Source organism: Streptomyces griseofuscus, from assembly GCF_014673495.1.
GTDB lineage: Bacteria > Actinomycetota > Actinomycetes > Streptomycetales > Streptomycetaceae > Streptomyces > Streptomyces murinus.
The window spans coordinates 3,247,838-3,274,699 of the sequence record NZ_CP051006.1 but is presented as its reverse complement, the minus strand read 5'-3'; the positions used below and the strand labels follow the sequence as shown (position 1 = coordinate 3,274,699).

General features: G+C 71.7%; 30 protein-coding genes. 17 read left to right on the top strand and 13 right to left on the bottom strand.

The genetic code is table 11. From position 1 onward, the window contains the following. Nucleotides 1–7: 7 nt before the first annotated feature. Nucleotides 8–1,027 carry a GNAT family N-acetyltransferase gene (locus HEP81_RS14355; protein ID WP_051850441.1) on the bottom strand — a complete coding sequence of 340 codons (1,020 nt, stop codon included), beginning with the start codon at nt 1,025–1,027 and terminating at the stop codon, nt 8–10. 140 nt (nt 1,028–1,167) lie between these two features. Between HEP81_RS14355 and fdxA the strand changes: the two genes are divergently transcribed. Next, nucleotides 1,168–1,488 (top strand): ferredoxin, encoded by a 321-nt coding sequence (gene fdxA / locus HEP81_RS14350; RefSeq protein ID WP_030746389.1) that lies wholly within the window; start codon nt 1,168–1,170, stop codon nt 1,486–1,488. A 122-nt stretch (nt 1,489–1,610) separates the two neighbouring features. Beyond that, a complete protein-coding gene (locus HEP81_RS14345; RefSeq protein ID WP_037659983.1) occupies nt 1,611–2,702 on the top strand; it encodes a bifunctional succinyldiaminopimelate transaminase/glutamate-prephenate aminotransferase in 1,092 nt (363 codons plus the stop codon). A gap of 83 nt (nt 2,703–2,785) precedes the next feature. On the opposite strand, the gene HEP81_RS14340 is transcribed toward HEP81_RS14345, so the two are convergent. Continuing rightward, nucleotides 2,786–3,202, bottom strand: coding sequence for a hypothetical protein (locus HEP81_RS14340; RefSeq protein ID WP_037659985.1), 417 nt, complete (start codon nt 3,200–3,202; stop codon nt 2,786–2,788). 290 nt (nt 3,203–3,492) lie between these two features. Further along, the gene (locus HEP81_RS14335) at nt 3,493–4,485 is read right to left on the bottom strand and encodes a VldE C-terminal domain-containing protein (RefSeq protein WP_182789011.1); all 993 of its coding nucleotides are present in this window, start codon (nt 4,483–4,485) and stop codon (nt 3,493–3,495) included. Nucleotides 4,486–4,582: 97 nt separating this feature from the next. Between HEP81_RS14335 and dapE the strand changes: the two genes are divergently transcribed. Both dapE and HEP81_RS14325 read left to right on the top strand, forming a co-directional pair. Beyond that, a complete protein-coding gene (dapE, locus tag HEP81_RS14330; RefSeq protein WP_037659986.1) occupies nt 4,583–5,662 on the top strand; it encodes a succinyl-diaminopimelate desuccinylase in 1,080 nt (359 codons plus the stop codon). A 106-nt stretch (nt 5,663–5,768) separates the two neighbouring features. Further along, the gene (locus tag HEP81_RS14325; RefSeq protein WP_037659989.1) at nt 5,769–6,527 is read left to right on the top strand and encodes an LOG family protein; all 759 of its coding nucleotides are present in this window, start codon (nt 5,769–5,771) and stop codon (nt 6,525–6,527) included. A gap of 64 nt (nt 6,528–6,591) precedes the next feature. On the opposite strand, the gene folP is transcribed toward HEP81_RS14325, so the two are convergent. After that, nucleotides 6,592–7,452 (bottom strand): dihydropteroate synthase, encoded by an 861-nt coding sequence (folP, locus tag HEP81_RS14320; RefSeq protein ID WP_037659990.1) that lies wholly within the window; start codon nt 7,450–7,452, stop codon nt 6,592–6,594. Nucleotides 7,453–7,589: 137 nt separating this feature from the next. Here folP and HEP81_RS14315 point away from each other — a divergent pair, with 137 nt between their 5' ends. Both HEP81_RS14315 and HEP81_RS14310 read left to right on the top strand, forming a co-directional pair. After that, nucleotides 7,590–7,949, top strand: a complete 360-nt coding sequence (locus tag HEP81_RS14315; RefSeq protein WP_037659991.1) for a DivIVA domain-containing protein — start codon at nt 7,590–7,592, stop codon at nt 7,947–7,949. Next, the gene (locus HEP81_RS14310; RefSeq protein ID WP_037659992.1) at nt 7,946–8,527 is read left to right on the top strand and encodes a DNA-3-methyladenine glycosylase I; all 582 of its coding nucleotides are present in this window, start codon (nt 7,946–7,948) and stop codon (nt 8,525–8,527) included. The genes HEP81_RS14315 and HEP81_RS14310 overlap by 4 nt, the downstream gene beginning before the upstream one ends. A 35-nt stretch (nt 8,528–8,562) precedes the next feature. Here the strand turns inward: HEP81_RS14310 and chcB are convergent, their stop codons facing one another. Next, nucleotides 8,563–9,366 carry a 2-cyclohexenylcarbonyl CoA isomerase gene (gene chcB / locus HEP81_RS14305; RefSeq protein ID WP_037659996.1) on the bottom strand — a complete coding sequence of 268 codons (804 nt, stop codon included), beginning with the start codon at nt 9,364–9,366 and terminating at the stop codon, nt 8,563–8,565. A 372-nt stretch (nt 9,367–9,738) separates the two neighbouring features. Here chcB and HEP81_RS14300 point away from each other — a divergent pair, with 372 nt between their 5' ends. Beyond that, complete coding sequence (locus tag HEP81_RS14300; protein ID WP_018544333.1) at nt 9,739–9,906, top strand: DUF3117 domain-containing protein; 168 nt, start codon at nt 9,739–9,741, stop codon at nt 9,904–9,906. Nucleotides 9,907–10,013: 107 nt separating this feature from the next. Here HEP81_RS14300 and HEP81_RS14295 read toward each other — a convergent pair whose 3' ends face one another. After that, nucleotides 10,014–10,715 (bottom strand): O-methyltransferase, encoded by a 702-nt coding sequence (locus HEP81_RS14295; RefSeq protein ID WP_233534548.1) that lies wholly within the window; start codon nt 10,713–10,715, stop codon nt 10,014–10,016. A gap of 235 nt (nt 10,716–10,950) precedes the next feature. On the opposite strand from HEP81_RS14295, the gene sigE reads away from it, so the two are divergent. From sigE to HEP81_RS14270, 5 genes are all read left to right on the top strand, one after another. Beyond that, nucleotides 10,951–11,664 carry an RNA polymerase sigma factor SigE gene (sigE, locus tag HEP81_RS14290; protein ID WP_078967560.1) on the top strand — a complete coding sequence of 238 codons (714 nt, stop codon included), beginning with the start codon at nt 10,951–10,953 and terminating at the stop codon, nt 11,662–11,664. Beyond that, nucleotides 11,661–12,719 carry a zf-HC2 domain-containing protein gene (locus HEP81_RS14285; protein WP_078967561.1) on the top strand — a complete coding sequence of 353 codons (1,059 nt, stop codon included), beginning with the start codon at nt 11,661–11,663 and terminating at the stop codon, nt 12,717–12,719. The genes sigE and HEP81_RS14285 overlap by 4 nt, the downstream gene beginning before the upstream one ends. 116 nt (nt 12,720–12,835) lie before the next feature. Beyond that, on the top strand, nt 12,836–14,392 hold the full coding sequence (locus tag HEP81_RS14280; protein WP_037660002.1) for a S1C family serine protease: 1,557 nt from the start codon (nt 12,836–12,838) through the stop codon (nt 14,390–14,392). Nucleotides 14,393–14,476: 84 nt separating this feature from the next. Next, complete coding sequence (locus HEP81_RS14275) at nt 14,477–14,947, top strand: sec-independent translocase (RefSeq protein WP_037660005.1); 471 nt, start codon at nt 14,477–14,479, stop codon at nt 14,945–14,947. Nucleotides 14,948–15,180: 233 nt separating this feature from the next. Then, nucleotides 15,181–15,843: a hypothetical protein gene (locus HEP81_RS14270; protein WP_037660008.1), complete on the top strand. Its 663-nt coding sequence runs from the start codon at nt 15,181–15,183 to the stop codon at nt 15,841–15,843. A gap of 49 nt (nt 15,844–15,892) precedes the next feature. On the opposite strand, the gene HEP81_RS14265 is transcribed toward HEP81_RS14270, so the two are convergent. The 3 genes from HEP81_RS14265 to HEP81_RS14255 are packed head-to-tail and all read right to left on the bottom strand — an operon-like array spanning nt 15,893 to nt 18,954. After that, nucleotides 15,893–17,026 (bottom strand): Mrp/NBP35 family ATP-binding protein, encoded by a 1,134-nt coding sequence (locus HEP81_RS14265; RefSeq protein WP_037660011.1) that lies wholly within the window; start codon nt 17,024–17,026, stop codon nt 15,893–15,895. Between the two features lie 43 nt (nt 17,027–17,069). Next, on the bottom strand, nt 17,070–17,666 hold the full coding sequence (locus HEP81_RS14260; protein ID WP_037660014.1) for a DUF1003 domain-containing protein: 597 nt from the start codon (nt 17,664–17,666) through the stop codon (nt 17,070–17,072). Continuing rightward, nucleotides 17,656–18,954: a magnesium transporter MgtE N-terminal domain-containing protein gene (locus HEP81_RS14255; RefSeq protein WP_037660016.1), complete on the bottom strand. Its 1,299-nt coding sequence runs from the start codon at nt 18,952–18,954 to the stop codon at nt 17,656–17,658. Before HEP81_RS14255 ends, HEP81_RS14260 begins: the two co-directional genes overlap by 11 nt. 251 nt (nt 18,955–19,205) lie before the next feature. Here HEP81_RS14255 and HEP81_RS14250 point away from each other — a divergent pair, with 251 nt between their 5' ends. Then, on the top strand, nt 19,206–19,949 hold the full coding sequence (locus HEP81_RS14250) for a hypothetical protein (RefSeq protein WP_182789021.1): 744 nt from the start codon (nt 19,206–19,208) through the stop codon (nt 19,947–19,949). 47 nt (nt 19,950–19,996) lie between these two features. On the opposite strand, the gene HEP81_RS14245 is transcribed toward HEP81_RS14250, so the two are convergent. Both HEP81_RS14245 and HEP81_RS14240 read right to left on the bottom strand, forming a co-directional pair. Further along, nucleotides 19,997–20,512 (bottom strand): hypothetical protein, encoded by a 516-nt coding sequence (locus HEP81_RS14245; RefSeq protein ID WP_037660018.1) that lies wholly within the window; start codon nt 20,510–20,512, stop codon nt 19,997–19,999. 22 nt (nt 20,513–20,534) lie between these two features. Continuing rightward, nucleotides 20,535–21,662 (bottom strand): magnesium and cobalt transport protein CorA, encoded by a 1,128-nt coding sequence (locus tag HEP81_RS14240; RefSeq protein ID WP_037660021.1) that lies wholly within the window; start codon nt 21,660–21,662, stop codon nt 20,535–20,537. A 502-nt stretch (nt 21,663–22,164) separates the two neighbouring features. Here HEP81_RS14240 and HEP81_RS14235 point away from each other — a divergent pair. After that, complete coding sequence (locus HEP81_RS14235) at nt 22,165–22,749, top strand: suppressor of fused domain protein (RefSeq protein ID WP_037660024.1); 585 nt, start codon at nt 22,165–22,167, stop codon at nt 22,747–22,749. Between the two features lie 21 nt (nt 22,750–22,770). On the opposite strand, the gene HEP81_RS14230 is transcribed toward HEP81_RS14235, so the two are convergent. Next, on the bottom strand, nt 22,771–23,994 hold the full coding sequence (locus HEP81_RS14230) for an MFS transporter (protein WP_037660027.1): 1,224 nt from the start codon (nt 23,992–23,994) through the stop codon (nt 22,771–22,773). A gap of 186 nt (nt 23,995–24,180) precedes the next feature. Between HEP81_RS14230 and HEP81_RS14225 the strand changes: the two genes are divergently transcribed. The 3 genes from HEP81_RS14225 (at nt 24,181) to HEP81_RS14215 (ending at nt 26,457) form a co-directional block, all read left to right on the top strand. Further along, on the top strand, nt 24,181–24,822 hold the full coding sequence (locus HEP81_RS14225; RefSeq protein WP_037660031.1) for a DUF6758 family protein: 642 nt from the start codon (nt 24,181–24,183) through the stop codon (nt 24,820–24,822). 102 nt (nt 24,823–24,924) lie between these two features. Next, nucleotides 24,925–25,782 carry a PHP domain-containing protein gene (locus tag HEP81_RS14220; RefSeq protein ID WP_037660034.1) on the top strand — a complete coding sequence of 286 codons (858 nt, stop codon included), beginning with the start codon at nt 24,925–24,927 and terminating at the stop codon, nt 25,780–25,782. 69 nt (nt 25,783–25,851) lie between these two features. Then, a complete protein-coding gene (locus HEP81_RS14215; RefSeq protein WP_037660037.1) occupies nt 25,852–26,457 on the top strand; it encodes a MarC family protein in 606 nt (201 codons plus the stop codon). A 74-nt stretch (nt 26,458–26,531) separates the two neighbouring features. Here HEP81_RS14215 and HEP81_RS14210 read toward each other — a convergent pair whose 3' ends face one another. Beyond that, nucleotides 26,532–26,684 carry a hypothetical protein gene (locus tag HEP81_RS14210; RefSeq protein ID WP_086805833.1) on the bottom strand — a complete coding sequence of 51 codons (153 nt, stop codon included), beginning with the start codon at nt 26,682–26,684 and terminating at the stop codon, nt 26,532–26,534. Nucleotides 26,685–26,862: the final 178 nt, after the last annotated feature.

The following is a 26,862-nucleotide window of genomic DNA, read 5'->3' as shown; positions in this document are numbered from 1 at the left end:
GGAATGTCTACGACGGGCCGTGTGCGGGCTGTTCCCGCGGCTCCCGGAAGTGGTGGTAGGCGTGGTGCCGGGAGAAGCCCAGGCCCGTGTACAGGGCCCGTGCGGGCGCGTTGTCGCTCTCCACCTGGAGCCAGCCGGCCGAGGCGCCCTCGGCCAGCGCCCGGCGGGCCAGCGCGGCCATCACGTCGGTGGCCAGGCCCTGCCGCCGCCTGCCGGGGTCCACCTCGACGGCGGCGAAACCGGCCCAGCGCCCGTCCACGACACACCGGCCGATCGCCGCCGGGGCCCCGCCCGGCTCGCCCGGCACGGTGGCGAACCACACCGAGGGACCTGCCGAGAGCACTCGCAGGGCCACCTCGCTCACCCCCTTGCGCTGGTATCGCGCGAGCCACGCCTCGTCCGCCTCCCGGGCGAGGACCACGTCCGCGCCCGCGGGCCGGTCCGCGAGCGGGGCCAGCGCACCGATCCACACCTCGGCGCTCACCTCCCGCACCCAGCCGCGCCGCTCCAGCTCCGCGCCGAGCAGCTCCTGCGTGCCCTCGGCGCCCGTCGCGGTCTGCACATAGGCGGGCAGCCCGCGCTCGCCGTACCAGCGTCGTACGGCCGCCAGCGCCGCGTCGAGCGGACACCCGGGATCACCCAGCGGCAGCACGCTGTTGGCGCGCCGTGTGTATCCCCCAGCCGCCCTCAGCTCCCACTCGCCGAGCCGCTCGCTCTCCACCGGGCGCCAGCCGCGCGAGGTGACCCGCGCCAGCTCCTCGTAGCCCGCCGCCGGACCCCTGCGGCGCGCCGGGGCGGCCGGTACGATCTTTCCCGCGACGAGCGAGCTTTCCGGAAACCGGACACTCGCCCCGTCCCGCTGTGTGATCATGAGCACGCCATGATCCCAAGATGTGAGAACGCCCACCGTGTCGGTGAACTTCTCCCGCGCCGCACCGGGTTCGCTCAACCGCCGCACGGAGACGCGTTTCCCCACGTCGGCGGGGGTGATTCGGACTTCCAGGCGCCCTTGTGCCGAGATTTCCACCGGTCAGTTCACCCCTCCTGTTCGGATCATGCTCCGGAACGGAGATACTAGGGGCGGGCATCGACGACGCCGCGCTCCCGCGCGCCAGGCGGCGGAGCCTGAGGAGGCCCGCCAGCGCCCTATCGAGGAGGAACGACAGCGTGACCTACGTCATCGCGCAGCCTTGTGTCGACGTCAAGGACAAGGCGTGCATCGAGGAGTGCCCGGTCGACTGCATCTACGAGGGCCAGCGGTCCTTGTACATCCACCCGGACGAATGCGTCGACTGTGGTGCCTGTGAGCCGGTCTGCCCGGTCGAGGCGATCTTCTACGAGGACGACACTCCCGAGGAGTGGAAGGACTACTACAAGGCGAACGTCGAGTTCTTCGACGAGCTGGGCTCGCCCGGCGGCGCCAGCAAGCTGGGGCTGATCGAGCGCGACCACCCCTTCGTCGCCGCGCTGCCGCCGCAGGGCGAGTGACCGTTTAGCGCCCAAGCGGCCCGCGAACGCGCCGCCTCGGTCCCGTACGGCCCCGATCGCCCTGATCACCGCCGCACGGGACCGAGGCGTTTGCCGCACCAGACGAAAGTGAGCCACTGATCGTGTCCGCAGTCTCCGACCGGCTTCCCACTTTTCCCTGGGACAAGCTGGAGCCGTACAAGAAGACGGCCGCGGCCCATCCGGACGGCATCGTCGACCTCTCCGTCGGCACCCCGGTCGACCCGGTCCCCGAGCTGGTCCAGAAGGCCCTGATCGACGCAGCCGACTCACCGGGCTATCCGACCGTCTGGGGCACGCCCGCGCTGCGGGACGCGATCTGCGGCTGGCTGGAGCGTCGGCTGGGCGCCCGCGAGGTCACCCACCGGCATGTGCTGCCGGTCGTCGGCTCCAAGGAGCTGGTGGCCTGGCTGCCGACCCAGCTGGGCCTCGGCCCCGGCGACCGGGTGGCCTACCCGCGCCTCGCCTACCCGACGTACGAGGTCGGCGCGCGGCTCGCCCGCGCCGGGTACGAGACGTACGACGACCCGCGCGACCTCGACCCGGCCGGTCTGAAGCTGCTCTGGCTGAACTCCCCGTCCAACCCGACGGGCCAGGTGCTGGGCAAGGACGAGCTGACGGAGATCGTCGCCTGGGCCCGCGCCCACGGCGTCCTGGTCGTCTCCGACGAGTGCTACCTGGAGCTGGGCTGGGAGGCCGACCCGGTCTCGGTGCTGCACCCGGACGTCAACGGCGGCTCCTACGACGGCATCGTGGCCGTCCACTCGCTCTCCAAGCGCTCCAACCTGGCCGGCTACCGCGCCGCCTTCATCGCGGGCGACCCGGCCGTCCTGGGCCCGCTCCTGGAGATCCGCAAGCACGGCGGCATGATGACCTCCGCGCCGACCCAGGCCGCCGTGGTGGCCGCGCTGGGCGACGACGCCCATGTCCATGAGCAGCGGGCCCGCTACGCCGCCCGCCGCGAGGCGCTGCGCTCGGCCCTGTTGTCCCACGGCTTCCGCATCGAGCACAGCGAGGCCAGCCTCTACCTGTGGGCCACCCGCGACGAGCCCTGCTGGACCACCGTCGCCCACCTGGCCGACCTGGGCGTCCTGGTCGCCCCCGGCGACTTCTACGGCCCGGCGGGCGACACCTTCGTCCGCGTGGCCCTGACCGCGACGGACGAACGGATCGCGGCGGCGGTCGCGCGGCTGTAGGTTCCGCCCCGCGCCGCCCCCGAGAACGCCGAACGGGGTCCAGGGGAATGTCCCCTGGACCCCGTTCACCGGTCGGTCCCGGCTCAGGTGAGGGGCAGGCCCTGCATCGGCAGGTTGGCGGTCGGCAGGCCGCCCTTCGTGGCGCCGGCGGCCGCGTCGCCCAGGGCGTTGCCCGCGGCGCCGGCGACGCCGCCCGCGGCCTGCTGGGCCGCCGGGGCGGTCTTCTTCACGGCACCGCCGGCCGTCTTGCCCGCGGCCGGCACGGCCGTCTTCACGGCGTTGCCGCCCGCGTCGCCCGCCAGCGAGGTGACGTGCTCCGCGGCACCGTCGGCGGTGTCGCCGACGTGCGCCGCGTCCAGCGCGGTCAGACCGCTCAGGTTCGCGGTGGCCGGCAGGTTCGTGGCCGCACCGGCGGAGCCGGCCGCACCGACCCCGGCGGCCGCTCCCGCTGCGACAAGCAGCGCGGCACGGGCGATCCGGCGGGTCAGGGGGAGGGACATGATGCTCCATTCGACGGGAGAAGAACGATCTCTGTCGTCCGGACCCGGCACCGGGCCCGGACGCCATGACTACCGCTCGAAGCCCCCGAAGGTTGCGGACGCCCCAGGTAAAGAACCGATAACGCATCGCATTATCAGGTGTGGATAAAAACGGGCAAAGGGCGTCCGCGAGAACGCCCAGCAGAATCCTTCCGCCCCTTGAGCCGCAAGGGCTCCCGGGCGAGTTTCTCGACTCGCCCGTTTGGCCGCGTGTGAAACGCCGACGCCACCCCTCGGCGCGATGACCCGTACTACTGTCCGGTCACGATCCGGACAACGCCCACGGACTTCTCCGCCCCCGCGGCGCCCTGCGAGCGCACCTGCTGCCACGCGCCGCCGTCGCTCCCGGCGGTCCACACCCGCCCCGCGTACGTCACCCGCTGGATGTGCAGCGCCGAGGAGTTGGCGACCGCCCAGTGCGCGAGCTGCCACCCCCGCTCCCGCTCGTCGCGCCCGCTCGCGTCCGTCCGCGTGCCGAGCGGCACCGGCACGGTCACCGTCCGCCCGCTCGCCGTCGCCGTCACGCTCGGCGAGGGGGACGGCGAGGGCACCGGGGCCCCGCCCACCTCCGCACCGGTCTCCTGGAGCGCGTCCCGTCCGAAGTCCCGTACCAGCGCGGCCCGTACCGCGTCCGGGCCGATCGCCTGGGCCGCCGGGTCGAAGCGCCCGTCACAGGTCAGCGTGGCCGCCGCCTGCCCGGTCAGCGCGGCCGACAGCAGCTCGGCGTCCGGCTCGTGCTTGGCGTACGCCTCCGGGTAGCCGCTGCGCTGCACCTTCTGCGCGGCCACGGTGAGCGGCAGATCCGAGTAGTCGGGCACCTTCGCCAGATGGGCGTAGAAGATCCCGGCCGCGTACGTGGGGTCCATGATCTGCTGCGCACTGCCCCAGCCCTGCGAGGGCCGCTGCTGGAACAGGCCGAGCGAATCCCGGTCGCCGTGCTCGATGTTGCGCAGCCCCGACTCCTGGAGCGCGGTGGCGAGCGCGATCGTCACGGCCCGCTCGGGCATGTTCCGGCCGGTGCCGACCGCGGCGATCGTCGCCGCGTTCGCCGCCTGCTCGGGCGTGAACTCGTACGACGTCCCGGCGCCGGTGGCCGAGACCACCTTGCAGCCGTGTGAACCACCGCCTCCGGTGACGTACTGCACCACGAGGTAGGCGGCGACACCGCACAGGACCAACAGGGCCGCGGAGAACCGGAGAAGGCGGCCGCGGCGCTTGCGACGGGTGGGGGACGGCTGTGACACGCGTACAAGGTAGCGGAGCGACCGCCACCGCTCGGCAGCGGTCCGTCACCGCGCGCGCGAACGGGGTGTCCCGGGGTGGCGCGCTAGGGTCAAAGCCATGGCCGACACCTCGCTTGACCTCACGCTGGACGCCGCCACGCTGACCGCGCGGCTCGTGGACTTCGCCTCCGAGAGCGGCACCGAGAAGCCGCTCGCGGACGCCATCGAGACCGCGCTGCGCGCCCTGCCGCACCTGACGGTGGACCGCTACGGCAACAACGTGATCGCCCGTACGAACCTGGGCCGCGCCGAGCGGGTCGTCCTGGCCGGGCACATCGACACCGTGCCGATCGCGGACAACGTGCCCTCGCGACTGGACGAGGACGGCGTGCTGTGGGGCTGCGGCACCTGCGACATGAAGTCGGGCGTGGCGGTCCAGCTGCGCATCGCGGCCACCGTCCCGGCCCCCAACCGCGATCTGACCTTCGTGTTCTACGACAACGAGGAGGTCGCGGCCCACCTCAACGGCCTGCGCCATGTCGCCGAGGCCCGTCCGGAGTGGCTGGCGGGCGACTTCGCGGTGCTCCTGGAGCCCTCCGACGGCGAGGTCGAGGGCGGCTGCCAGGGCACCCTGCGGATGCTGCTGCGCACCGAGGGCGAGCGGGCGCACTCCGCGCGCTCCTGGATGGGCGCCAACGCCATCCACGCGGCCGCGCCGATCCTGGCCCGCCTGGCGGCCTACGAGCCCCGCTACCCGGTGATCGACGGCCTGGAGTACCGCGAGGGCCTGAACGCCGTGCGCATCGGCGGCGGGGTCGCGGGCAATGTCATCCCCGACGAGTGCGTGGTCACCGTCAACTTCCGCTACGCCCCCGACCGCACCGAGGAGGAGGCGATCGCGCACGTCCGCGAGGTGTTCGCGGACTGCGGGGTGGCCGAGTTCGTGGTCGACGACCACAGCGGCGGCGCGCTGCCCGGCCTCTCCCACCCGGCCGCGGCGGCCTTCATCGAGGCGGTCGGCGGCATCCCGCGCCCCAAGTACGGCTGGACGGACGTCTCCCGCTTCGCCGCGCTCGGCATCCCCGCGGTCAACTACGGCCCCGGCAACCCGCACCTGGCGCACAAGCGCGACGAACGGGTGGAGACGGCCAAGATCCTCAAGGCCGAGGAGCGGCTGGTGAACTGGCTCACCGCGTGACCCGGTCGCGGGTGGCGCACGCCTGGCGGACACGCATATGTCCCCCCTGCTTAACCCGTGTAGATCTAGGCTGATGGCGAACCACCGGCAAGCGGAGGGAGCGCATATGCCTACCGGGAACCCCGAGGGTAAGAAGCAGCCGCCGGACGAGCAGCGGCTCGGTCCGGTCCTGCGGCGGCGGGACCAGGTGACGCCGAGCACCACCGACCAGCGGCTGCTGGACGCGGGCGGCCCCTCCGACTGGGTGCACACCGATCCCTGGCGGGTGCTGCGCATCCAGTCGGAGTTCATCGAGGGCTTCGGCACACTCGCCGAACTCCCGCCCGCGATCAGCGTGTTCGGCTCGGCCCGCACCCCTGTGGACTCGCCGGAGTACGACGCCGGGGTACGGCTCGGGCGCGGTCTCGCGGGGGCCGGCTGGGCGGTGATCACCGGCGGCGGTCCCGGCGCGATGGAGGCCGCCAACAAGGGCGCGTGCGAGGCGGGCGGCGTCTCGGTCGGGCTCGGCATCGAGCTGCCCTTCGAGCAGGGGCTGAACCCCTACGTCGACATCGGGCTGAACTTCCGGTACTTCTTTGTCCGGAAAATGATGTTTGTGAAGTATGCCCAAGGGTTCGTGGTGCTGCCCGGCGGCCTCGGCACCCTGGACGAGCTCTTCGAGGCGCTGACCCTGGTGCAGACCCAGAAGGTCACCCGCTTCCCGATCGTCCTCTTCGGCAGCGAGTACTGGGGCGGCCTGGTCGACTGGCTCAAGAACACCCTGGTGGCCACCGGCAAGGCCACGGAGAAGGACCTCCTGCTCTTCCACGTCACGGACGACGTGGACGAGGCGGTGGCCCTGGTCTCCAAGGAGGCCGCCCGCTAGGGTCTTTCGTTTGGATCAGCCCGGCATGACCCAAACGAGAGGCCCTAGGGGGTAACCGGTTCCCTCAGGCCAGACCGCGCCGGGCCACCGCAGGGGGGCGGTGGCCCGCGATGGCGGAGACCATGTCGAGCACCTGGCGGGTCTCGGCGACCTCATGGACCCGGTAGACCATCGCCCCGAGCCAGGAGGACACCGCCGTCGTCGCCAGTGTGCCGATCAGCCGCTCCTTGACCGGCCGGTCCAGCGTCTCCCCGACGAAGTCCTTGTTGGACAGCGACACCAGCACCGGCCAGCCCGCCGCGACCATCTCGTCCAGGCGCCGCGTCGCCTCCAGGCTGTGCCGGGTGTTCTTGCCGAAGTCGTGCCCGGGATCGATCAGCACCGACTCCCGGGGCACCCCGAGCGCCACCGCGCGCTCCGCGAGGCCCACGGTCACCTCCAGGACGTCCGCCATGACGTCGTCGTACGTCACCCGGTGCGGGCGGGTGCGCGGCTTGGCGCCGCCCGCGTGGGTGCACACCAGCCCCACCCGGTGGCGCGCCGCGACCTCCGCGAGGCCCGGGTCCGCGCCGCCCCACGCGTCGTTCAGCAGATCGGCGCCCGCCGCGCACACCGCCTCGCCGACCTCGGCCCGCCAGGTGTCCACGCTGATCACCACGTCCGGGAACCGGCGCCGCACCTCGGCCACGAATCCGACCGTGCGCCGCGCCTCCTCCTCTGCGGAGACCTCCTCGCCGGGGCCCGCCTTCACCCCGCCGATGTCGATGATCGCGGCGCCCTCGGCCACCGCCTGTTCGACCCGCGCCAGGGCCGGCTCGTCGCGGAACGTCGCCCCGCTGTCGTAGAAGGAGTCGGGGGTCCGGTTCACGATCGCCATGATCACTCGATCGTGCGGTCCGAATTCCCGCCTGCCCAGCCTGAGCATCCGCTGTGACCTCTTCCTCGTACGTCCGGCACTGCGACCGCCAGTGACCCTAACTGTCACACGCGCATGGCACGATCGGAGCTGACAGATTCCACGTCCGGCACCGTGCCGGCACCCGAGCTGGGGGCCTCCAGACGATGGTGATGTTCCTGTTCCTGGTCATCGCACTGGCCGTCGTGGTCGCCGCGGTGACCCTCGCCGTGGTGGGCGGCGGCAATGAGAGCGGCCCGCTGCCCGAGGCCGCTCCGGAGCGGCTCCAGGACCCGCTGCCCGCCGACCGGCCGGTGGGCCGCGAGGACGTGGAGAGCCTGCGCTTCCCGCTCGCCGTGCGCGGCTACCGCATGTCCGACGTCGACGACGCCCTCGGTCGCCTCGGCGCCGAACTCGCCGAGCGCGACGCCCGGATCGCGGGCCTGGAGTCCGCACTGGCCGGCGCCCGCGCCGCCGCCACCCGCCCCACCCTGGACAAGTCCCGGCACCCGGAGGACCAGCAGTGACCGCCGCCATCGTGGGCCCCGACGGCGCGCCGCGCTGCCCCTGGGCCCTGTCCACCGACGACTACGTGGCGTACCACGACGAGGAGTGGGGCCGCCCGGTCCACGGCGACGACGCCCTCTTCGAGCGACTCTGCCTGGAGGCGTTCCAGTCCGGCCTGTCCTGGATCACCATCCTGCGCCGCCGGCCGGGCTTCCGCACCGCCTTCGCGGGCTTCCGCATCGAGAAGGTGGCCGCCTTCACCGACGAGGACCGCGAGCGCCTGCTGGCCGACCCGGGCATCATCCGCAACCGCGCCAAGATCGACGCCACCCTCGCCAACGCCCGTGTCCTCGCCGGCTGGGCGGCCGGCGACCTGGACGAGCTGATCTGGTCCCACGCCCCCGACCCGGCCGGCCGCCCGGCCCCCAAGACGCTGGCGGACGTACCGGCGGTGACCCCGCAATCCACCGCCCTGTCCAAGGAGTTGAAGAAGCGGGGCCTGAAGTTCGTCGGCCCGACCACGGCGTACGCCCTGATGCAGGCGTGCGGTCTGGTGAACGACCACCTGGAGACGTGCGTGGCGAGGAACAGCGGCTGAGGACCGGCGGCTGACGACCAGCGACCAGGGGCGCGTCACCGCCCCAGGTACTTGGGCTTCTCCTTGTTCACGAACGCCTGCACCGCGATCAGGTGGTCCTCGGACTGCCCGGCCCGCGTCTGGAGTTCGTCCTCCTTTCGGAGCGTCTCCTCCAGGGAGTGCGTCAGCCCGAAGGCCACCGCCTCCTTGATCGCCGCGTAGGCGACCGTCGGCCCCGAGGCGAGCTTGCGCGCCACCTTCTCGGCCTCGGCGCGCAGCTCGGCCGCGGGCACCACCCGGTTGGCGATCCCCAGCTCCAGCGCGTCCTGCGCGCCGACGCTGCGCGGGAACAGCAGCAGGTCCTGCGCGCGGCTCGGCCCGACCACCCGCGGCAGGGTCCAGGAGATCCCGGAGTCCCCGGTCAGCGCGACACCCACGAAGGAGCTGTTGAAGGACGCGGTGTCGGCGACGATCCGGTAGTCCGCCGCGAGCGCGAACCCGAAGCCCGCCCCCGCCGCGACGCCGTTCACCGCGGCGACCACCGGCTTGGCCGCCCCCGCCAGCGCCCGCACGATCGGGTTGTAATGCTCGCCGACCGTGCGCATCGTCTGCGCGGACCCGGTCTCCCGGTCCTGCGCCAGCAGCCCGATGTGCTCCTTGAGGTCCTGGCCCACACAGAACGCCCGATCCCCGGCGGCGGTCAGCAGGATCGCCCGTACGGCCGTGTCACGGGCCGCTTCCTCGGCCGCCTCCCGCAGCGCGACCTTGGTCGCCACGTTCAGCGCGTTCATCGCCTCGGGGCGGTTCAGCGTGATCGTCGCGAGCCCGTCGCTCACCTCGTAGAGCACGGTGTCGGCCATGGCGCATCCCCTCCGGTTCGCGGTGGTGACGTACCGCTCGGTACGCCCCTGTCCGATCACAGCATGGCGGAGATCACCGGCCAAGGGCCCGACGGCGGGTGTGAGCTGCGTCAAAGAAAACCGGGCCCCGGGTGGCCGAAGGCCGTCCGTGCGGTGGCGCAGTATCGCAGCCACATCCCCGAATTGAGTGGTTTTGCTCGCGCGCGTTGCCCAAGCGATGCCGACCGATGTTGGTCATCGGGTCCTGAGATGCGGGATAATGGCTTAGAAGCAATCTGTTCGATGCCGGTGTCGCGTGTCCGGTTCGGTCCCGCGGGTGCCCGCCGGGTGCCATCGGTAGACGATGAGCTGGTTTCAGGAAGGGGAACGAGCATGGCGGCCATGAAGCCGCGGACGGGCGATGGTCCGCTCGAGGTGACCAAGGAGGGGCGGGGCATCGTCATGCGCGTTCCGCTCGAAGGCGGCGGTCGACTCGTCGTCGAGCTGACCCCTGACGAGGCCGAGGCGCTCGGCGACGCGCTCAAGAAGGTCGTCGTCTGACGCGCGCACGAGTCAGTCCTTGCGGCTGCCCCGGCATCGTACGCGGTGCCGGGGCAGCCGCGTTCCCGGGCAGCGCGCGCCCGCCGGGGCGCCGCCCCGCACCGCCGTCACCGCTTGACGGCGCACAGCAGTCCGTCGCCGACCGGCAGCAGCGAGGGGACCAGCTCCTGGCTCTCGCGCACCGTGCGCAGCAGCTCCCGCAGCCGCAGCACCTCCGAGGGCTGCGGTCCCGAGTCGACGGTGCGGCCGCTCGCGAAGACGCCCTCGAAGACCACCAGGCCGCCGGCCCGCAGCAGCCGCAGCGACTCGGCGAGATAGTCCGGGTACTCCTGCCGGTCCCCGTCGCAGAACACCAGGTCGTAGCCCGCGTCCGCGAGCCGGGGCAGCACCTCCAGGGCACGGCCGGGGATGAAGCGGGCCCGGTTGCTGGCGAAGCCGCAGGCACGGAACGCCTGCCGGGCGAACTGCTGGTGCTCCGGCTCCGGATCGACCGTGGTCAGCACGCCGTCCGGGCGCATGCCGTGCAGCAGATGGATTCCGGACACCCCACAGCCCGTGCCGATCTCCGCGACCGCCTTCGCGTCCACGGAGGCGGCGAGCAGGCGCAGCGCGGAACCCGTGCCGGGCGACACCGAGCGCAGTCCTGCGTCGAGGGCGCGGTCGCGGGCCCACAGCAGTGCTTCGTCCTCGGCGGCAAAGGCGTCGGCGAAAGCCGAGCTCGTCTGCCGGTTGCCGGTAATGACCCTCTCCTGTCGTCCCCATGGATGCCTCGGCGTGACTGTATCCGTTGGCGTCGGGAACCCGCAGATGGGACCGGGCGTTTATAGGGAAGAGACAGTGGTGGGGGACGCTTCGGGGGGGCGAGAGGTGGAGCAGGGCACCGCACAACTGCTGACGCAGCGGCACGAGCCGCACCAGCAAGTATCAAATTCTCGTAAAAACGCTTATCCGGAGCTAACGGGCGAGGTGGCTATGGTAGGGGCTCCACTGGACACCACCAGAGCCGACAGGGGAGGTGCGGCCGCGCCCGAGGACCGGGGTGGAGTGCTACGGCGCTTCCTCGGATCGGCGGGTAGGCCGAAATCCGTGACCGACACCGCTGCTGACAGCCACGCACCCGGAACCGCCGGGCGCGAAACCCAGACCGCGACCTTCACCAGTGACGCGGACGGGCAGGCGTGGACTCCGCCCACCTGGGACGAGATCGTCAGCACCCACAGTGCCCGCGTCTACCGCCTGGCCTACCGCCTCACCGGCAACCAGCACGACGCCGAGGATCTCACCCAGGAAGTCTTCGTCCGCGTCTTCCGCTCCCTGTCGACGTACTCGCCGGGCACCTTCGAGGGCTGGCTGCACCGCATCACCACGAACCTGTTCCTGGACATGGTCCGGCGCAAGCAGCGCATCCGCTTCGACGCCCTCGGCGAGGACGCGGCCGAGCGCCTGGCCAGCCGCGAACCCACCCCGCAGCAGCTCTTCAACGACGCGCACTTCGACGCCGACGTCCAGCAGGCCCTGGACACCCTGGCGCCCGAGTTCCGCGCCGCCGTCGTCCTGTGCGACATCGAGGGGCTGTCGTACGAGGAGATCGCCGCGACCCTCGGCGTGAAGCTCGGCACCGTCCGCTCCCGTATCCACCGCGGCCGCTCCCAGCTCCGCAAGGCGCTCGCGCACCGTTCCCCGGAGGCCCGCGCGGCCGAGCGACGCTCCTTCATGACCCGGGTCCCCGCACTGGGGGGAGGGGGCGCGACGGCGTGAGCGGATCACGGCAGAAACCGGTCGAGGCGTACCTCGCCGAGCAGCATCTGGGAGACCGGCTCTCCGCCCTGGTGGACGGAGAGCTCGGTCATGACACGCGGGAACGCGTCCTCGCCCACCTGGCCACCTGCGCCCGCTGCAAGGCGGAGGCGGACGCCCAGCGCGCGCTGAAGAGCGTGTTCGCGACCGCGGCCCCACCCCCGCCCTCAGCGAGCCTGCTGGCCCGCCTCCAGGGCCTCCCCGGGGGCGGTGACGGCGACGCCGACACCCCGCCCGGCGGTCTGTTCGGCCATGACCCCGAGACCCGGGCCCCCGGCGACCCGGGCACCTTCGGCCTGCGCCGCGGCTTCTCCTTCGGCTATGTCCCGGCCCGCCCGCAGGGTTCCGGCCCCGAGCGGACCGGTTTCCACGAGGAGACCGGCTTCGGCGGCCCGTTCGGCGAGGGCGGCTTCCGCGTGCATCCCGTCGGCCGCCCGGAGGACGGCCGCTCCGCCTCCCGCGGGCTGCGCTTCGCCTTCGCCGCCGCCGGCGCGGTGTCGCTGGCCGCGGTCGCCCTCGGCGGCGTGACCACCGCCATCCCCGGCTACCCGGCCGCGGACGCCCGGGGCTCCGGCAGCAATGTGATCCCGGCCCGCACCACGGGCACCGGCACCGGCGCCACCACTTCCGCCGATGCCCAGCGCCGTCGGCAGGGCCCGCTCGCGGCCCTGGGCGGCGGGGCACCACTGGGGCGTACGGCACCGCCGACGGCCGCCGTGACCGCGCCCCTGGTGCCGGGCGCGTCGGACATCGCGGCCGGGCAGTCCCAGGACACCGGAGGCCGGACCACGGGACCGCTGATGACGGGCGTGAATGCCGTGACCCCCCTGATACGCCCGCTGGACAAGGCCCTGGACCTTCAGCTGGGCAAGTGGTCCACGGCGCCCATGGTGCCGGGCATGCTGTCCGACAGCGGCCCCGATCCGGCCCCGCACAACCCCATCCGCTCCTCGGCGTCCTCCACCCCGTCGGCGTCGCCCCTGGCGGCTCCGGCGACGCCCCGCCGAACGCCCTGACCCCGGTGCCGTGACGGGCCCTGCGCCGGGGCCCGCGACCTGGTTGAATCCGGGCAGGCAGTCGAGGTTCCGGGCCGCCGCGAAAGCGCGGGGCCGCGGGTCAGCTTGGGGAGAGCATGGACGAGGGGAACGGCGTTCCGCAGGGGGTGGAGCCGGCGGGAGCGGCGGGGGCCGGACCGATACCGGACGGCGACTTCGAACTGGCCAGGCCGGAGCGCCCCAGCCCGCTGCACGAACCGGATCCCTACAGCACCCCGCCCTACGGCGAACCGGGCCCCTGGGCCCCCGCCCCACCGGTCCAGCACCCGGTGGCCACACCGGCGCAGGGCACGGTCATGACCCCGCCGGTGGCGGGCGCCGCCGTACCCCCGGCGCCCGCACCGGCACCCGCCGCACCGGCGCCGCTCACCGCAGCCACCCCGCCCACCATGCCCGCCGCACCCCCGGCGCCCGCGCCCCTGCCCGCCCGGCAGCCCCAGGCCGGCCCCTGGGGGCGCTACGACCCCTGGGCCGCGGCGCCGCTCCAGCAGCCCGGGGCCGTTGCGGTGCACGGGGGACGGCGGCCCCGGCGACGGCGTGCCGCGCTCGGCTGGACGCTCGCCCTCGTCCTGGTCGCGGCCGGGATCGGCGGACTCGTCGGCGGCTATGTCGAGCGCGAAGGGATCGAGGGCGAGGTGACCCTGCCGCAGGCCAAGGGCGTGCCCGCCGGGCGCGCCCCGGACAGCGTGGCCGGGATCGCCGCCCGCGCTCTGCCCAGCGTCGTCACCCTGCATGTCGCCGGCACCGACGAGGAGGGCACCGGCACCGGCTTCGTACTGGACGACCGCGGCCACATCCTCACCAACAACCATGTCGTCGCGCCCGCCGCGTCCGGCGGCAAGATATCCGCGACGTTCAGCGACGGGACCTCCGTCAAGGCCACCGTCGTCGGCCGGGACAGCGGCTACGACCTCGCCGTGGTCCAGGTCAGCGGCGTGCACGGGCTCACCCCGCTGACCCTCGGCGACTCCGACGACGTCCGGGTCGGCGACCCCGTCGTCGCCATCGGCGCTCCCTTCGACCTGGCCAACACCGTCACCGCCGGCATCATCAGCGCCAAGGAGCGGCCCATCACCGCGGGCGGCGAGAAGAGCGACGGCAGCGATGTGTCGTACGTGGACGCCCTCCAGACCGACGCGCCGATCAACCCGGGCAACTCCGGCGGACCGCTGCTGGACTCCCGGGCCCATGTCATCGGCATCAACTCCGCCATCCGCTCCGCCGACAGCGGCTCGGAGACCGAGAGCGGCCAGGCAGGATCCATCGGACTCGGCTTCGCCATACCGGTCAACCAGGCCAAGCGCGTCGCCGAGGAACTGATCGACGACGGCCGTGCCACCCACCCGGTCATCGGCGTCGATCTCGACATGGGCTACTCCGGCGACGGCGCCCGCGTCGACAGCCGGGCCCCGGACGGCGGCCCCGCCGTCGTCAAGGGCGGACCGGCCGAGCGGGCCGGACTCAGAGCGGGTGATCTGATCACCGAGGTGGACGGTGAGCCGGTGCACACCGGGGTGGAGCTGATCGTCAGGATCCGCGCGCGCGAACCCGGTGACCGGCTGCGGCTGACGGTCGAACGCGGCGGGACCGAGCGGGAGGTCTCAGTCGTCCTGGGCACCGCGGGCCAGAACTGACACAAGTCTCACCTCGGGACGGTACCGGTCGGACCAGAACGCCGGGTACCGTTGAGCGACCGAGGACATCGCAAGGAGCGTCAGGTGTTCAATGACATAGGGCCAATGGAGCTACTGACGATCATCGTCATCGCGGTGCTCGTGTTCGGTCCGGACAAGCTCCCCAAGGTCATCCAGGACATCACCCGGACGATCCGGAAGATCCGCGAGTTCTCGGAGAGCGCGAAGCAGGACATCCGCAGTGAGCTGGGGCCCGAGTTCAAGGACTTCGACTTCGAGGACCTGAACCCCAAGACGCTTCTGCGCAAGCAGCTCGGCAATGACGAGCTGGGGCTCCAGGAGATCCGCAACGGCTTCGACCTGAAGAAGGAGATGGCCGAACTCACCGACGCGGTGAACGGCCGTGACACCGGGTCCTCGTCCTCGGCCTCCTCGTCGTCCTCCTCCGGCTCCGCCGCGGCCACGCCGTCCACCGGCGGGAAGATCGACATGACGAAGAAGCCCGAGGAGTCCGAGAAGGACGACCGGCCGCCGTTCGACTTCGACGCCACCTGAGCCGCACCCGCCCCGCCTGACCTGTCGACACGCGCACGTGACGCACGTCATGGCGCGCGCCCGTCCCGAACGGCCTGAACAGGTCGTTCGGGGGACCCCGGTGACAGGTGCCTGCCCGGCGGCTCTCAGCGGTGTGGATATGCTGCCGAGTTGTTGTGCGGACCGGACGAGTACGCCCGAAGGGGGGCGGGCCGTCGCTTCGGTCCGACGAGCGCGAGGAGGCGTCCGGGCAGATGGAGACGACGAGTCGGGTGGGCGCGACGGCGCCGGCCACGGAGGGCGGACAGGGCCTCGCCGCCGATCGCGGCACGGTCGACGGTTACCTGCGGGCGCCCTTCCCCTGGTACGGGCTCGACGAGGCGTTCACGGGGCCGCGTTGGCTGATGCAGGTCGGCATGGCGTCCGACGGCGCCGTGGAGCACGGATCGATCGGGCACGGTGACACGCCGTCCGTGCTGCACGAGGGTGTCTCCGCGGAGCCCCGGGAGAAGTTCGCGGCCGTGGTGACCGTCGCGGCGCATCCGTCCCGGCGGGTGGCCGACGGTTCGGGGCTGCTGGAGGCGACGTCCGTGTCGTCGGCGGCATGGCTCGCGGGCGTGGGGCTGCTGTCCTTCACCTGGCCCGGGCAGATGGATCACGCCCTGCGCGACGAGTGGCTGGAGCAGCAGACCGAGGCGGCCTGGGAACTGGCCGACGATCTCGACGGGCCGGAGTGGTCCAGGCTCTCGCTGCCGGTGGACGGGGTGGCCTCGTCCTTCCGCTACCGGGAATCGGAGTTCGGCTGGGTGCTGGCCGGGTCCACGGAGGCGGGGGTGCATCTCGGCGCGTACGGGCGGGGGATGAGCGCGTACGGGCTCGGGTTCGCCGCGGTGAAGGACATCTCCGCGTACGTGTGACCCCAGGGGCGCCGGGTGCTGTCGGCGCCCCCTTCCAGTGCCGTACGGCTCAGAACTTGTTCTTCGGAGTCAGCCCCAACGACATGCCCGACAGGCCGCGCTGGCGGCCGCCCAGCTTGCCCGCGATGGAGCGCAGGGCGTTGCCGGCCGGGGAGTCGGGGTCGGTCAGGACGACCGGCCTGCCCTCGTCGCCGCCCTCGCGCAGCCGGACGTCGATGGGGATGGAGCCGAGGACCGGGACGCTCGTGCCCGTCGTACGGGTGAGCCCGTCGGCGACCAGCTGACCGCCGCCGGTGCCGAAGACGTCGACCATCTCACCGCAGTGCGGGCAGGGCAGGCCGGACATGTTCTCGACCACGCCGACGATCTTCTGGTGGGTCTGCACCGCGATGGAACCCGCGCGCTCGGCCACCTCGGCGGCCGCCTGCTGCGGGGTCGTGACGACCAGGATCTCGGCGTTCGGGACCAGCTGGGCCACGGAGATCGCGATGTCGCCGGTGCCCGGCGGCAGGTCGAGCAGCAGGACGTCCAGGTCGCCCCAGTACACATCGGCCAGGAACTGCTGAAGGGCGCGGTGCAGCATCGGGCCGCGCCAGACCACCGGCGCGTTGCCCGGCGTGAACATGCCGATGGAGATGACCTTCACGCCGTTCGCCGACGGCGGCATGATCATGTTCTCGACCTGGGTGGGCCGCCCCTCCGCGCCCAGCATGCGCGGCACCGAGTGGCCGTAGATGTCGGCGTCCACGACGCCCACCTTGAGGCCGTCGGCCGCCATCGCCGCCGCGAGGTTCACCGTGACCGAGGACTTGCCGACGCCGCCCTTGCCGGAGGCGACCGCGTAGACCCGGGTGAGGTTGCCCGGCTTGGCGAACGGGACCTCGCGCTCGGCCTGGCCGCCGCGCAGGGCCGCCGCCAGCTCCTTGCGCTGCTCGTCGCTCATCACATCGAGCGTGACGTCCACACCGGTGACGCCCTCGACGCGGGAGACCGCCTCGGTGACCCGCTGGGTGATGGTGTCGCGCATGGGGCAGCCGGAGACCGTCAGGTACACGGTGACCGCGACCGCGCCGTCCTCCCCGATCTCCACCGATTTGACCATCCCCAGTTCGGTGATGGGGCGGTTGATCTCGGGGTCGTTCACCGTCGCCAGTGCCTCGCGCACCGCGTCTTCCGTAGCCATAAGGACGATGGTACGGCGCGCCGAGGGCCCTCCGGGTAGCCCCTCAGCGGTCTTCTGCGTCACGTCCCGGCGGGCGTTCCGTCCGTTCCGCCGGGAATACGACCGGGCCGCCGTGACCGCGCCGCTCCTCCATCTCCTTGAGCATGTCCTGGAGCTCGGCCCGGATCCAGTCGCGGGTGGCGACTTCGCCGAGACCGATGCGCAGCGCGGCGATCTCCCGGGTCAGGTACTCGGTGTCGGCGATCGACCGCTCGTTCTGCTTGCGGTCCTGCTCCAGGTTGACCCGGTCCCGGTCGTCCTGCCGGTTCTGCGCGAGCAGGATCAGCGGGGCGGCGTAGGACGCCTGGAGGGACAGCGCCAGGGTCAGGAAGATGAACGGGTACTCGTCGAACCGCAGATGCCGGGGCACGACCACGTTCCACAGCACCCAGAGGATGATGACGATCGTCATCCAGACGATGAAGCGTCCCGTGCCGAGGAACCGGGCGATCCGCTCCGACAGCCGCCCGAAGGCCTCCGGGTCCCACTCGGGCAGGAACCGGCGCCGGGGCGTGCGCGGTTGGTCGAGCCGGGGCGTGCGCGGGCGGCCGGCGGCCGTGGCACCGGCGGGCGTGCGGTCCCGTTCGCGCTCAGGAGGCATGGCCGGCCCCCTTCTCGCCCTCGGGGCTCTCCTCCAGATGGAACTCGGTCTCACGCCAGTCGTCGGGCAGCATGTGGTCCAGTACGTCGTCGACGGTCACCGCGCCCAGCAGCGACCCGGCCTCGTCCACCACGGGCGCGGCCACCATGTCGTAGGTGGCGAAGAACCCGGCGATCACCGGCAGCGAGGCGTCCGGGGACAGCGGCTGGAGATCGTCGTCCAGGAGTGAGCTGACCAGGGTGTACGGGGGGTCGCGCAGCAGCCGCTGGAAGTGGGCCGTGCCCAGGTACTTGCCGGTCGGGGTCTCGTCCGGCGGACGGCAGACGTAGACCTGGGCGGCGAGCGCGGGGGAGAGGTCGGGGTTGCGGACGCGGGCGAGCGCGTCGGCGACGGTGGCGTCCGGACGCAGCACGATCGGCTCGGTGGTCATCAGACCGCCGGCCGTGTGCTCCTCGTACGACATCAGGCGCCGCATGTCGGCCGCGTCGCCGGGCTGCATCAGGCTCAGCAGCCGCTCCTTGTCCTCCTCGGGCAGCTCGGAGAGCAGGTCGGCCGCGTCGTCCGGGTCCATGGCCTCCAGGACGTCGGCGGCGCGCTCCTCCTGGAGCTTGCCGAGGATCTCGATCTGGTCGTCCTCCGGCAGCTCCTCCAGGACGTCGGCGAGCCGGTCGTCGTCCAGGGCGGCGGCGACCTCGGCGCGCCGCTTGGGGGAGAGGTGGTGCAGCACATTGGCGAGGTCGGCGGGGCGCAGCTGTTCGAAGGTGGCGAGCAGGTTCTCGGCGCCCTGTCCGTGCTCCTCCAGGGAGAACCCGGAGACGCCGGACCAATCCACGGTCATCGTCTCGCCCTTGACCCTGCGGAACGCGCTGCCCTTGCGGCCCTTGCGGACGAAGACGCGGTCGATCTCCCAGTCCCGGCGCGCGGGCAGCTGCTGCACGGACATGTCGAGGACGGTGGCCTCCTCGCCGGTCTCCACCAGGGTGACCCGCCGGTCCAGCAGTTCGCCGAAGACCAGCCGCTCGGTGGGCCGCTGCTCGAAGCGGCGCACGTTCATCACACCGGTGCTGATGACCTGGCCGGACTCGATACCGCTGATCCGGGTCATGGGCAGGAAGATGCGGCGCCGGGTGGACAGTTCGACCACGAGGCCGAGCACCCGCGGGGGCCGCTTGCCCACCCGCAGCATCACGACGAGATCGCGTACCCGCCCCACCTGGTCGCCGTTCGGATCGAAGACGGGGACCCCGGCGAGGTGCGAGACGAAGATCCGGGGGGCGCCGGCTGCCATGGTTCTGCTTCCTTGTCAGGGAACGTGCGTACGAGGTTTACATCGAGGGTCTGCGCGAAGTGGTTTGCGGCCGGGATTGCTTTTGTCGGTGAATTGCTCGGATTTGCCCGCACGGTTGCGCTTCAGGCTAGCCCGTACCGCTCGGATACGCCCTGGTGGGGGGTCCGGACGGACTGGCTCCGCCGGGCGCCCCGGGCACCGGTACGCTGCGGTACGCCGCTGAAGGAACCGTCGGAAAGGCGACCTCACCTGTGACTGCGATTCCCCTCGGCCGTACCCGCCCGGTGACCGCGCTGTGCGCGCTGGCCGTGACGGGCGCGGCGGTGCTGACCGGATGCGGCGGCGGCGATCCGGACGCGGGCACGAACGGGGTCGGCAAGCTGTCCGCCGACAAGATCCAGGCGCGCACGCGGTCCGCGGCGCAGGGTGCCTCGGCGGTCCGGCTGTCCGGCACCGTGGTGACCAGCGGCCGTACGTACCGGCTCGACATGCGCCTCAAGGACGATGGCGGGACCGGCTCGGTGACCTCGGGCGCCGACACGTTCAAGCTGCTGCGGGTCGGCGCCCAGCTGTATCTGAAGGCCGACGCGGCCTTCTGGGCGCAGCCGGACGGCAAGGGCGGTGACGGGAGCGGGGCGGCGGCCAAGCTCGACGGGAAGTATGTGAAGGTGCCGCAGGGGGACCCCGCGTACAAGAAGTTCAGCGGCTTCACGGACAAGGACGTCCTCCTCTCGGGTCTGCTGACACTGCACGGCTCGCTGGCGACCGACGGACGGCACACCCTGGCGAGTACCCCGACCGTCCGCATCACGGGCGACCACGGCTCCGGCGGCACCCTCGACGTCTCCCTCAAGGGCACCCCCTACCCCCTCGCCCTCACCCGCGCGGGCAACGCGGGCACGCTCCGCTTCTCCGACTGGGGCGCGAACTTCACCGTCACCGAGCCCAAGGACTCGGAGACGGTGGACTACGGGCAGCAGCTGCCGACGTCGTAGCGGGGCAGGCGCGCCAGGGGTACGAGGGTTACCGCCCCTCAGGGTCCTTACCGCCCCTTACGGCGCTTCGCGAGCAGCTTCGGCAGGGCCGCCGGCACCGGTCGGCGCGTGGTCACCGGGGTCGGCACCGGTCTCCGCGCCAGATCGCCCTCGGGCAGCGTGGCCACCGCACCCGTCGGCACCAGGCGCAGCACCCGGCACTCACGCGCCCAGCGGTCCGTCATCACCTCGGCGTCGGGGGCGTTCAGCCGCTTGCCCCTGAGTTCGGCGACCGCCGCCTCCCACTGCGGGGTGCCGGGTGCCTGCTCGCTCACCGCGGCCGTGAAGGAGACCAGCCGGCCCCCCTTGTCCTTGCTGCGCACGGTCACCTCGGCGGTGCCCCCGTCGGCCAGCCCCGTCAGCGGCTGCTCCCCGGGCCCGTCGCCCACCAGGCACACCGCGCCCTCGTGCCACACATGCCACACGGCATGCGCGGCGGACGCCTGCGCGCCCCGCACCCACAGCAGGCCGGACTTCTTCGCGGCCTCCTCGATGAGGGCCCGCGTGAGCAGCTCGCTTGTCATGCGTCCACCCTATCCACGCCGCTCACAGCCATCCGTTGCGCTTGAGCGTCCGGTGGATGCCCAGACAGAGCACGACCGTGATGCCCATGATCACCGGGTAGCCGTACTTCCAGTGCAGCTCGGGCATGTACTTGAAGTTCATGCCGTACACCCCGCACACCATCGTCGGCACGGCGATGATCGCGGCCCACGCGGTGATCTTGCGCATGTCCTCGTTCTGCGCGACCGACGCCTGCGCGAGGTTGGCCTGGAGGATGGAGTTGAGCAGTTCGTCGAAGCCGACGACCTGCTCATGGACGCGGGCGACATGGTCGGCGACGTCCCGGAAGTACTTCTGGATGTCCGGGTCGATCAGCCGCATCGGCCGCTCGCTGAGCAGCTGCATCGGCCGCAGCAGCGGGGCCACCGCCCGCTTGAACTCCATGACCTCGCGCTTGAGTTGGTAGATCCGCGCGGAGTCCACACCGCGCGAGACACCGCCCCGCCCGGGCGAGAAGACCTCGGTCTCCACCTCGTCGATGTCGTCCTGCACCGCGTCGGCCACCGCGATGTACCCGTCCACCACATGGTCGGCGATCGCGTGCAGCACCGCCGAGGGGCCCTTGGCCAGCAGCTCGGGGTCGTCCTGGAGCCGGTGCCGCAGCGCCCGCAGCGAGCCCTGGCCGCCGTGCCGCACGGTGATGAAGAAGTCCCGGCCGGTGAAGCACATCACCTCGCCGGTCTCCACGACCTCGCTGGTCGCGGTCAGCTGGTCGTGCTCGATGTAGTGGATCGTCTTGAAGACGGTGAAGAGCGAGTCGTCGTACCGCTCCAGCTTCGGCCGCTGATGCGCCTGCACCGCGTCCTCGACGGCGAGTGGGTGCAGCCCGAACTCGCCCGCGATACCGGCGAATTCGGCCTCCGTCGGCTCATGCAGCCCGATCCACACGAAGCCGCCGTCGCGCCGCACCTGGCGCATGGCCTCCTGCGGGGTGAGCGGCTTCGCGCTGGCGAGGCGCCGGCCGTCGCGGTAGACGGCGCAGTCGACCACGGCCGACGGGGTGGCGGGGTCACGCGTGGTGTCGTACGACGCGGAGGGCGCGCTCGTGGCCTTGCGCGGCGAGACGCGGGAGGGACGGACCACGGCGCGCAGGTCGCGGATCATCGACATGGGCAGGCTCCTTCGCGACAGGCAACGAAAGACCGCCGAAGACGGGTGGAACTACCCGGAATGGGGACGTCCTCCAGGAATTTCCCCGACCGGGGGCGGGGAAGGTGTTTGGCTCGTCCACAAAGCGGGGAGCACCGCACCGTCGCGGTGGCGATTTCGCTGCTGATGCAGAACTGATGCAGATCAGGCAAAGCGAGACGAAGTGCTCTTCCGAACAGTGACGCGCACGGGAAGGCGGCAGCCTGCCAGAACGAAAACCGGTCAGTGGCTACGACAGCCAGTGACTACATTCAGCGGGCGGAAGAGCGAGTGGTACTACCAGGTCGACTTCGATCCATGACAGCCCCACCTCCTCCGGCCGGTCCCTCGTAAGGGAGTTCCCAGGGTTCCGGGCTTGACAGCGTGCTTGGCACGCCGCCCCGAACCGCCGGCTCAGAGTACCAGCCGCCCTTGCTGTCAAGGTGCCGCTTTGCCCGCTGCTGACGAGTTCTATGCTCACCGCATGGTTGATGTTCTTCCTCTGGTCGAGGCACGGTTGACCACCGCCCTGGGCACTCCGGACGCGCGCGCGGCCGTCACCTTCCTCGGCACGGACCGCATCGAGGTGCTCCGCTTCACCGAGGGGGACGTCGTCCGCTACGCGACCCTCGGCATGTCCGCGCACCCCATGAGCGACCCCACCGCGCTGGTCGCCGACCCCGTCAAGGGCCCCCGCGCCGAACTGGTCCTGTCCGTGCGCGCGGGCGTCGCCGACACTGACAAGGTGCTCCGCCCGCTCGCCGTGCTCGCCGCCTCCCCGCAGGTCGAGGGGCTGATCGTGGCCCCGGGCGCCTCCCTGGACGTGGGCGATCCGCTGTGGCCCGGCGCCCCCTTCACCTCGGTCCTGGTGGGCGAGGGCGGCGGACTGGTCGAGGATCTGGAGCTGGACGATCCGCTGGACCCCGTACGGTTCCTGCCGCTGCTGCCGATGACCCCGAACGAGGCCGCCTGGAAGCGGGTGCAGGGCGCCCAGGCCCTCCAGGAACGCTGGCTGACGCACGGCACGGACCTGCGGGATCCCGTCCGCAGGTCCGTACCGCTGGAGTGAGCAAGCTCACCGGGCGCGGGGTCAGTTGGCGAAGACCGTGACCCCGTCCTCGGTGGCGTGCCGCGGTGCCAGCTCCTCGGCCTCGTGGACGAGGGAGCGGCGCCGTACGGCCACCACCACGGCGCCCAGCAGCGCGGTGACCGCCGCCACCACGAACGGGATGTGGATGTCGGTCCACTCCTCGATCTTCGGCGCGAAGTAGGGCGCGGCCGCCGCCGCGAACCAGCGGACGAAGTTGTAGCCCGCGCTCGCCACCGGGCGCGGGGCGTCCGAGACACCGAGCGCCAGCTCGGTGTAGACGGTGTTGTTCACCCCGATGAAGGCGCCGGACAGGATGGTGCAGACGATCGCGGCGGTGTGGCTGCCGTAGCCGAGCACCAGGACGTCGGCCGCGAGCAGCACCAGCGAGCCGCCGAGCACCTTCAGCGAGCCGAACCGCTCCTGCATGCGCGGGGCGACGACCACCGAGAACACCGCGAGCAGCACACCCCAGGCGAAGAACACCGCGCCGGAGCGGTACGGGGTCATGTCCAGCACGAACGGCGTGAAGGCCAGCACGGTGAAGAACGTGTAGTTGTAGAAGAACGCCGAGACCGCCGCCGAGGCCAGACCGCCGTGGCCGAGCGCCTTGAGCGGGTCGAGGATCGAGGTCTTGCGGGCCGGCTTCGGCTGCTCCTTCAGGAACACCGTGATGCACAGGAAGCCGATCGCCATCAGCGTGGCCGTGCCGAAGAAGGGGTAGCGCCAGCTGATGTTGCCCAGGACCGCGCCGAGCAGCGGGCCGCAGGCCATGCCGAGGCCGAGCGCGGACTCGTAGAGCAGGATCGCCGCCGCGCTGCCGCCGGCCGCCGCGCCGACGATGACCGCGAGCGCGGTGGACACGAACAGCGCGTTGCCGAGGCCCCAGCCCGCCCGGAAGCCGACCAGCTGGCCGACCGTGTCCGAGGTGCCGGCGAGACCGGCGAAGACGATCACGAAGGCGAGGCCGAGCAGCAGCGTCTTCTTGCCGCCGATCCGGCTGGAGACGAAGCCGGTCAGCAGCATCGCGACCGCGGTGATCAGGAAGTACGAGGTGAAGAGCAGGGACACCTGACTGGGCGTGGCACGCAGGCCCTGTGCGATCGACGGCAGGATCGGGTCGACCAGGCCGATGCCCATGAAGGCGACGACGGAGGCGCCGGCCGTGGCCCAGACCGCCTTGGGCTGTCGCAGGATGCTGCCGGCTCCCGCGTCTAGGGGATCCATGTGCTTCTCCCGTTCTGCTGGATAGCGCGTAGTTGGCCGACCGATGACCGGCCAGATAGTTGGCTTATACACATACTAAGTTAGCTCTGCTAATTAATGCAAGATGCACCTACTTGGCCTGGTCGGGGCGCCCGGACGGGTGATCGTCCTTGACGTGGACGGGCCGGGGTAGGACCGTGGAGCTCTATGAGGGGCGAACCCAGTTGCCCGCGCTGTGGTGGCCGGGTCAGGGCTCCCGGTCTCTTCGCCGACACGTGGCAGTGCGATGCCCACGGGGCGGTGTTTCCGCTACAGCCCGTGATCCCGCCCAGCGTCGAGGCCCTCGGCGCGGTGGCGAAGCGCACGCGTGTCCCGCTGTGGATGCCATGGCCGCTGCCGGTCGGCTGGCTCTTCACGGGCGTGGCCTACGCGGGCGACGACCGCAGCGGCGGCCGCGCGACCGCCGTCGCCTGCTCGGGGCCCGGCCCGCTCGGCGGCCCCGGGGAGCTGATCCTGGTCGCGGAGGAGATGGGCGTCGGCCTCGGCGCGCGCTACGCGGGCATCGACGGCCCGGACCCGGGGGCTTACATGAACGTCGAGAAGCCACCCCAGGTCAAGGTGCTCGCCGCCGGCCGCCCCACCCCCCTCTGGCACGTCTACCGCACCCCGGACGACCGCGCCGTCTTCGCCGGGGAAGCGCTCGGCATGTGGCTGTGGGCGGTGCTGTGGCCCGAGCAGGCGGGCCTGCTGATGTACGACGAACTGGTCCTGACCGATCTGCGCGACGCGGGCGCCGAACTGGACCTGGCGCCCTGCGGGGCGTTGTCACCCCGGCTGCTGCGCCCCTAGGAGGCGTAGGGGGCGTACCCCGGGATCGGTCGTGACAAAGCGGGTGTCCCGGCCGGTTATCCTGAGGTGTCCTCTTCCGTCCTGGGCCCGTCTGGAGTCACCGTGCGCATCGATCTGCACTGTCACTCCACGGCGTCCGACGGCACGGACAGGCCTGCCGAGCTGGTGCGTCATGCCGCCGCGGCCGGCCTGGACGTCATCGCGCTGACCGACCACGACACCACCCGCGGCCACGCCGAGGCCGTCGCCGCGCTGCCCGCCGGGCTCACCCTGGTCCCCGGCGCCGAGCTGTCCTGTCGTATCGACGGCATCTCGATGCACATGCTGGCCTATCTCTTCGACCCCGAGGAGCCCGCCCTGCTCGCCGAGCGCGAGCTGGTCAGGGACGACCGGGTGCCGCGGGCCAAGGGCATGGTCGCCAAGCTGAACGCGCTGGGTGTGCCGGTCACCTGGGAGCAGGTCGAGCGGATCGCCGCCGGCGGCTCCGTGGGGCGCCCGCATGTGGCGTCCGCGCTGGTCGAGCTGGGTGTGGTGAAGACGGTGAGCGACGCGTTCACCGAGGAGTGGCTCGCCGACGGCGGCCGCGCCTACGCGCCGAAGCACGAGACCGACCCCTTCGAGGCGATCCGGCTGGTCAAGGCCGCGGGCGGGGTCTGCGTGTTCGCGCACCCGGCCGCCGCCAAGCGGGGCCGCACCGTCCCCGAGTCCGCGATCGCCGAGATGGCCGCGGCCGGCCTGGACGGCATCGAGGTCGACCACATGGACCACGACGCCGCGGCCAAGGACCGGCTGCGCGGCCTGGCGAAGGAGCTCGGCCTGCTGGTCACGGGCTCCTCGGACTACCACGGCAGCCGCAAGACCGTCGCGCTCGGCGACTACACCACCGACCCCGAGGTGTACGGGGAGATCACCCGCCGGGCGACCGGCGCGTTCCCGGTCCCGGGGGCCGGCGGAGCCTGAGGCCGCCTCCGCGGCCGACGCGCGCTCACACCCTCAGTTCTTCTTCTTCAGCAAGGCCAGTACTTCCGCATGTTCGACATCGCCGTCTTCGGCTCTCTGTTCCTGACCCTTTTTGTCATCATGGATCCCCCTGGGATCACCCCGATCTTCCTCGCCCTGACCGCGGGACGGCCGGCGAAGGTGCAGAAGCGGATGGCGTTCCAGGCCGTCTGCGTCGCGTTCGGGGTCATCGCCGTCTTCGGCGTCCTCGGGCACCAGATCCTCGACTATCTGCATGTGTCCGTGCCCGCCCTGATGATCGCGGGCGGTCTGCTGCTCCTGCTGATCGCGCTCGACCTGCTCACCGGCAAGAACGACGAGCCGAAGGCGACCAAGGACGTCAATGTGGCGCTGGTGCCGCTCGGCATGCCGCTGCTCGCGGGGCCCGGCGCGATCGTGTCCGTCATCCTGGCCGTGCAGAAGGCCGGCAGCGTGAGCACGCAGATATCCGTGTGGGTCGCGATCCTCGCGATCCATGTGGTGCTGTGGCTGGTGATGCGCTACTCGCTGCTGATCATCCGGGTCATCAAGGACGGCGGTGTGGTCCTGGTGACGCGGCTCGCGGGCATGATGCTCTCCGCGATCGCGGTGCAGCAGATCATCAACGGGATCACCCAGGTGATCCACGGAAGCTGACGCTCAGGTGATCCGGGGGGACCGCGCCGTCGTATACGGCTCGGTTCCCCCGGAAGGCTTGAGCGGGAACCCCGTTACGAGGCCGGGGTTTCGGCCGGGCGGATCCACAGGCGCTGCCCCACTGCGGCGGCCTGCTGAACGATCCGGTTGACGGAGGCGGCGTCCACGACGGTGCTGTCCACGGTGGTGCCGTCGACCTCGTCGAGACGCATGATTTCGAAGCGCACAGGCTTCTCCCTTCGTCTGGTCATCCTCCTGCGGAGAACTACTTGGCGCGCCGGATGTGTATCCGGCGTCGTACTGAGTCAACGTGCCTCGTGTTACAAACATTCCCTACGCTAAAGAAATTTTTCGAACGCCTAACTACTGACCGGTAGGTGGTCGTCGGTGACCGTATGAGATCGC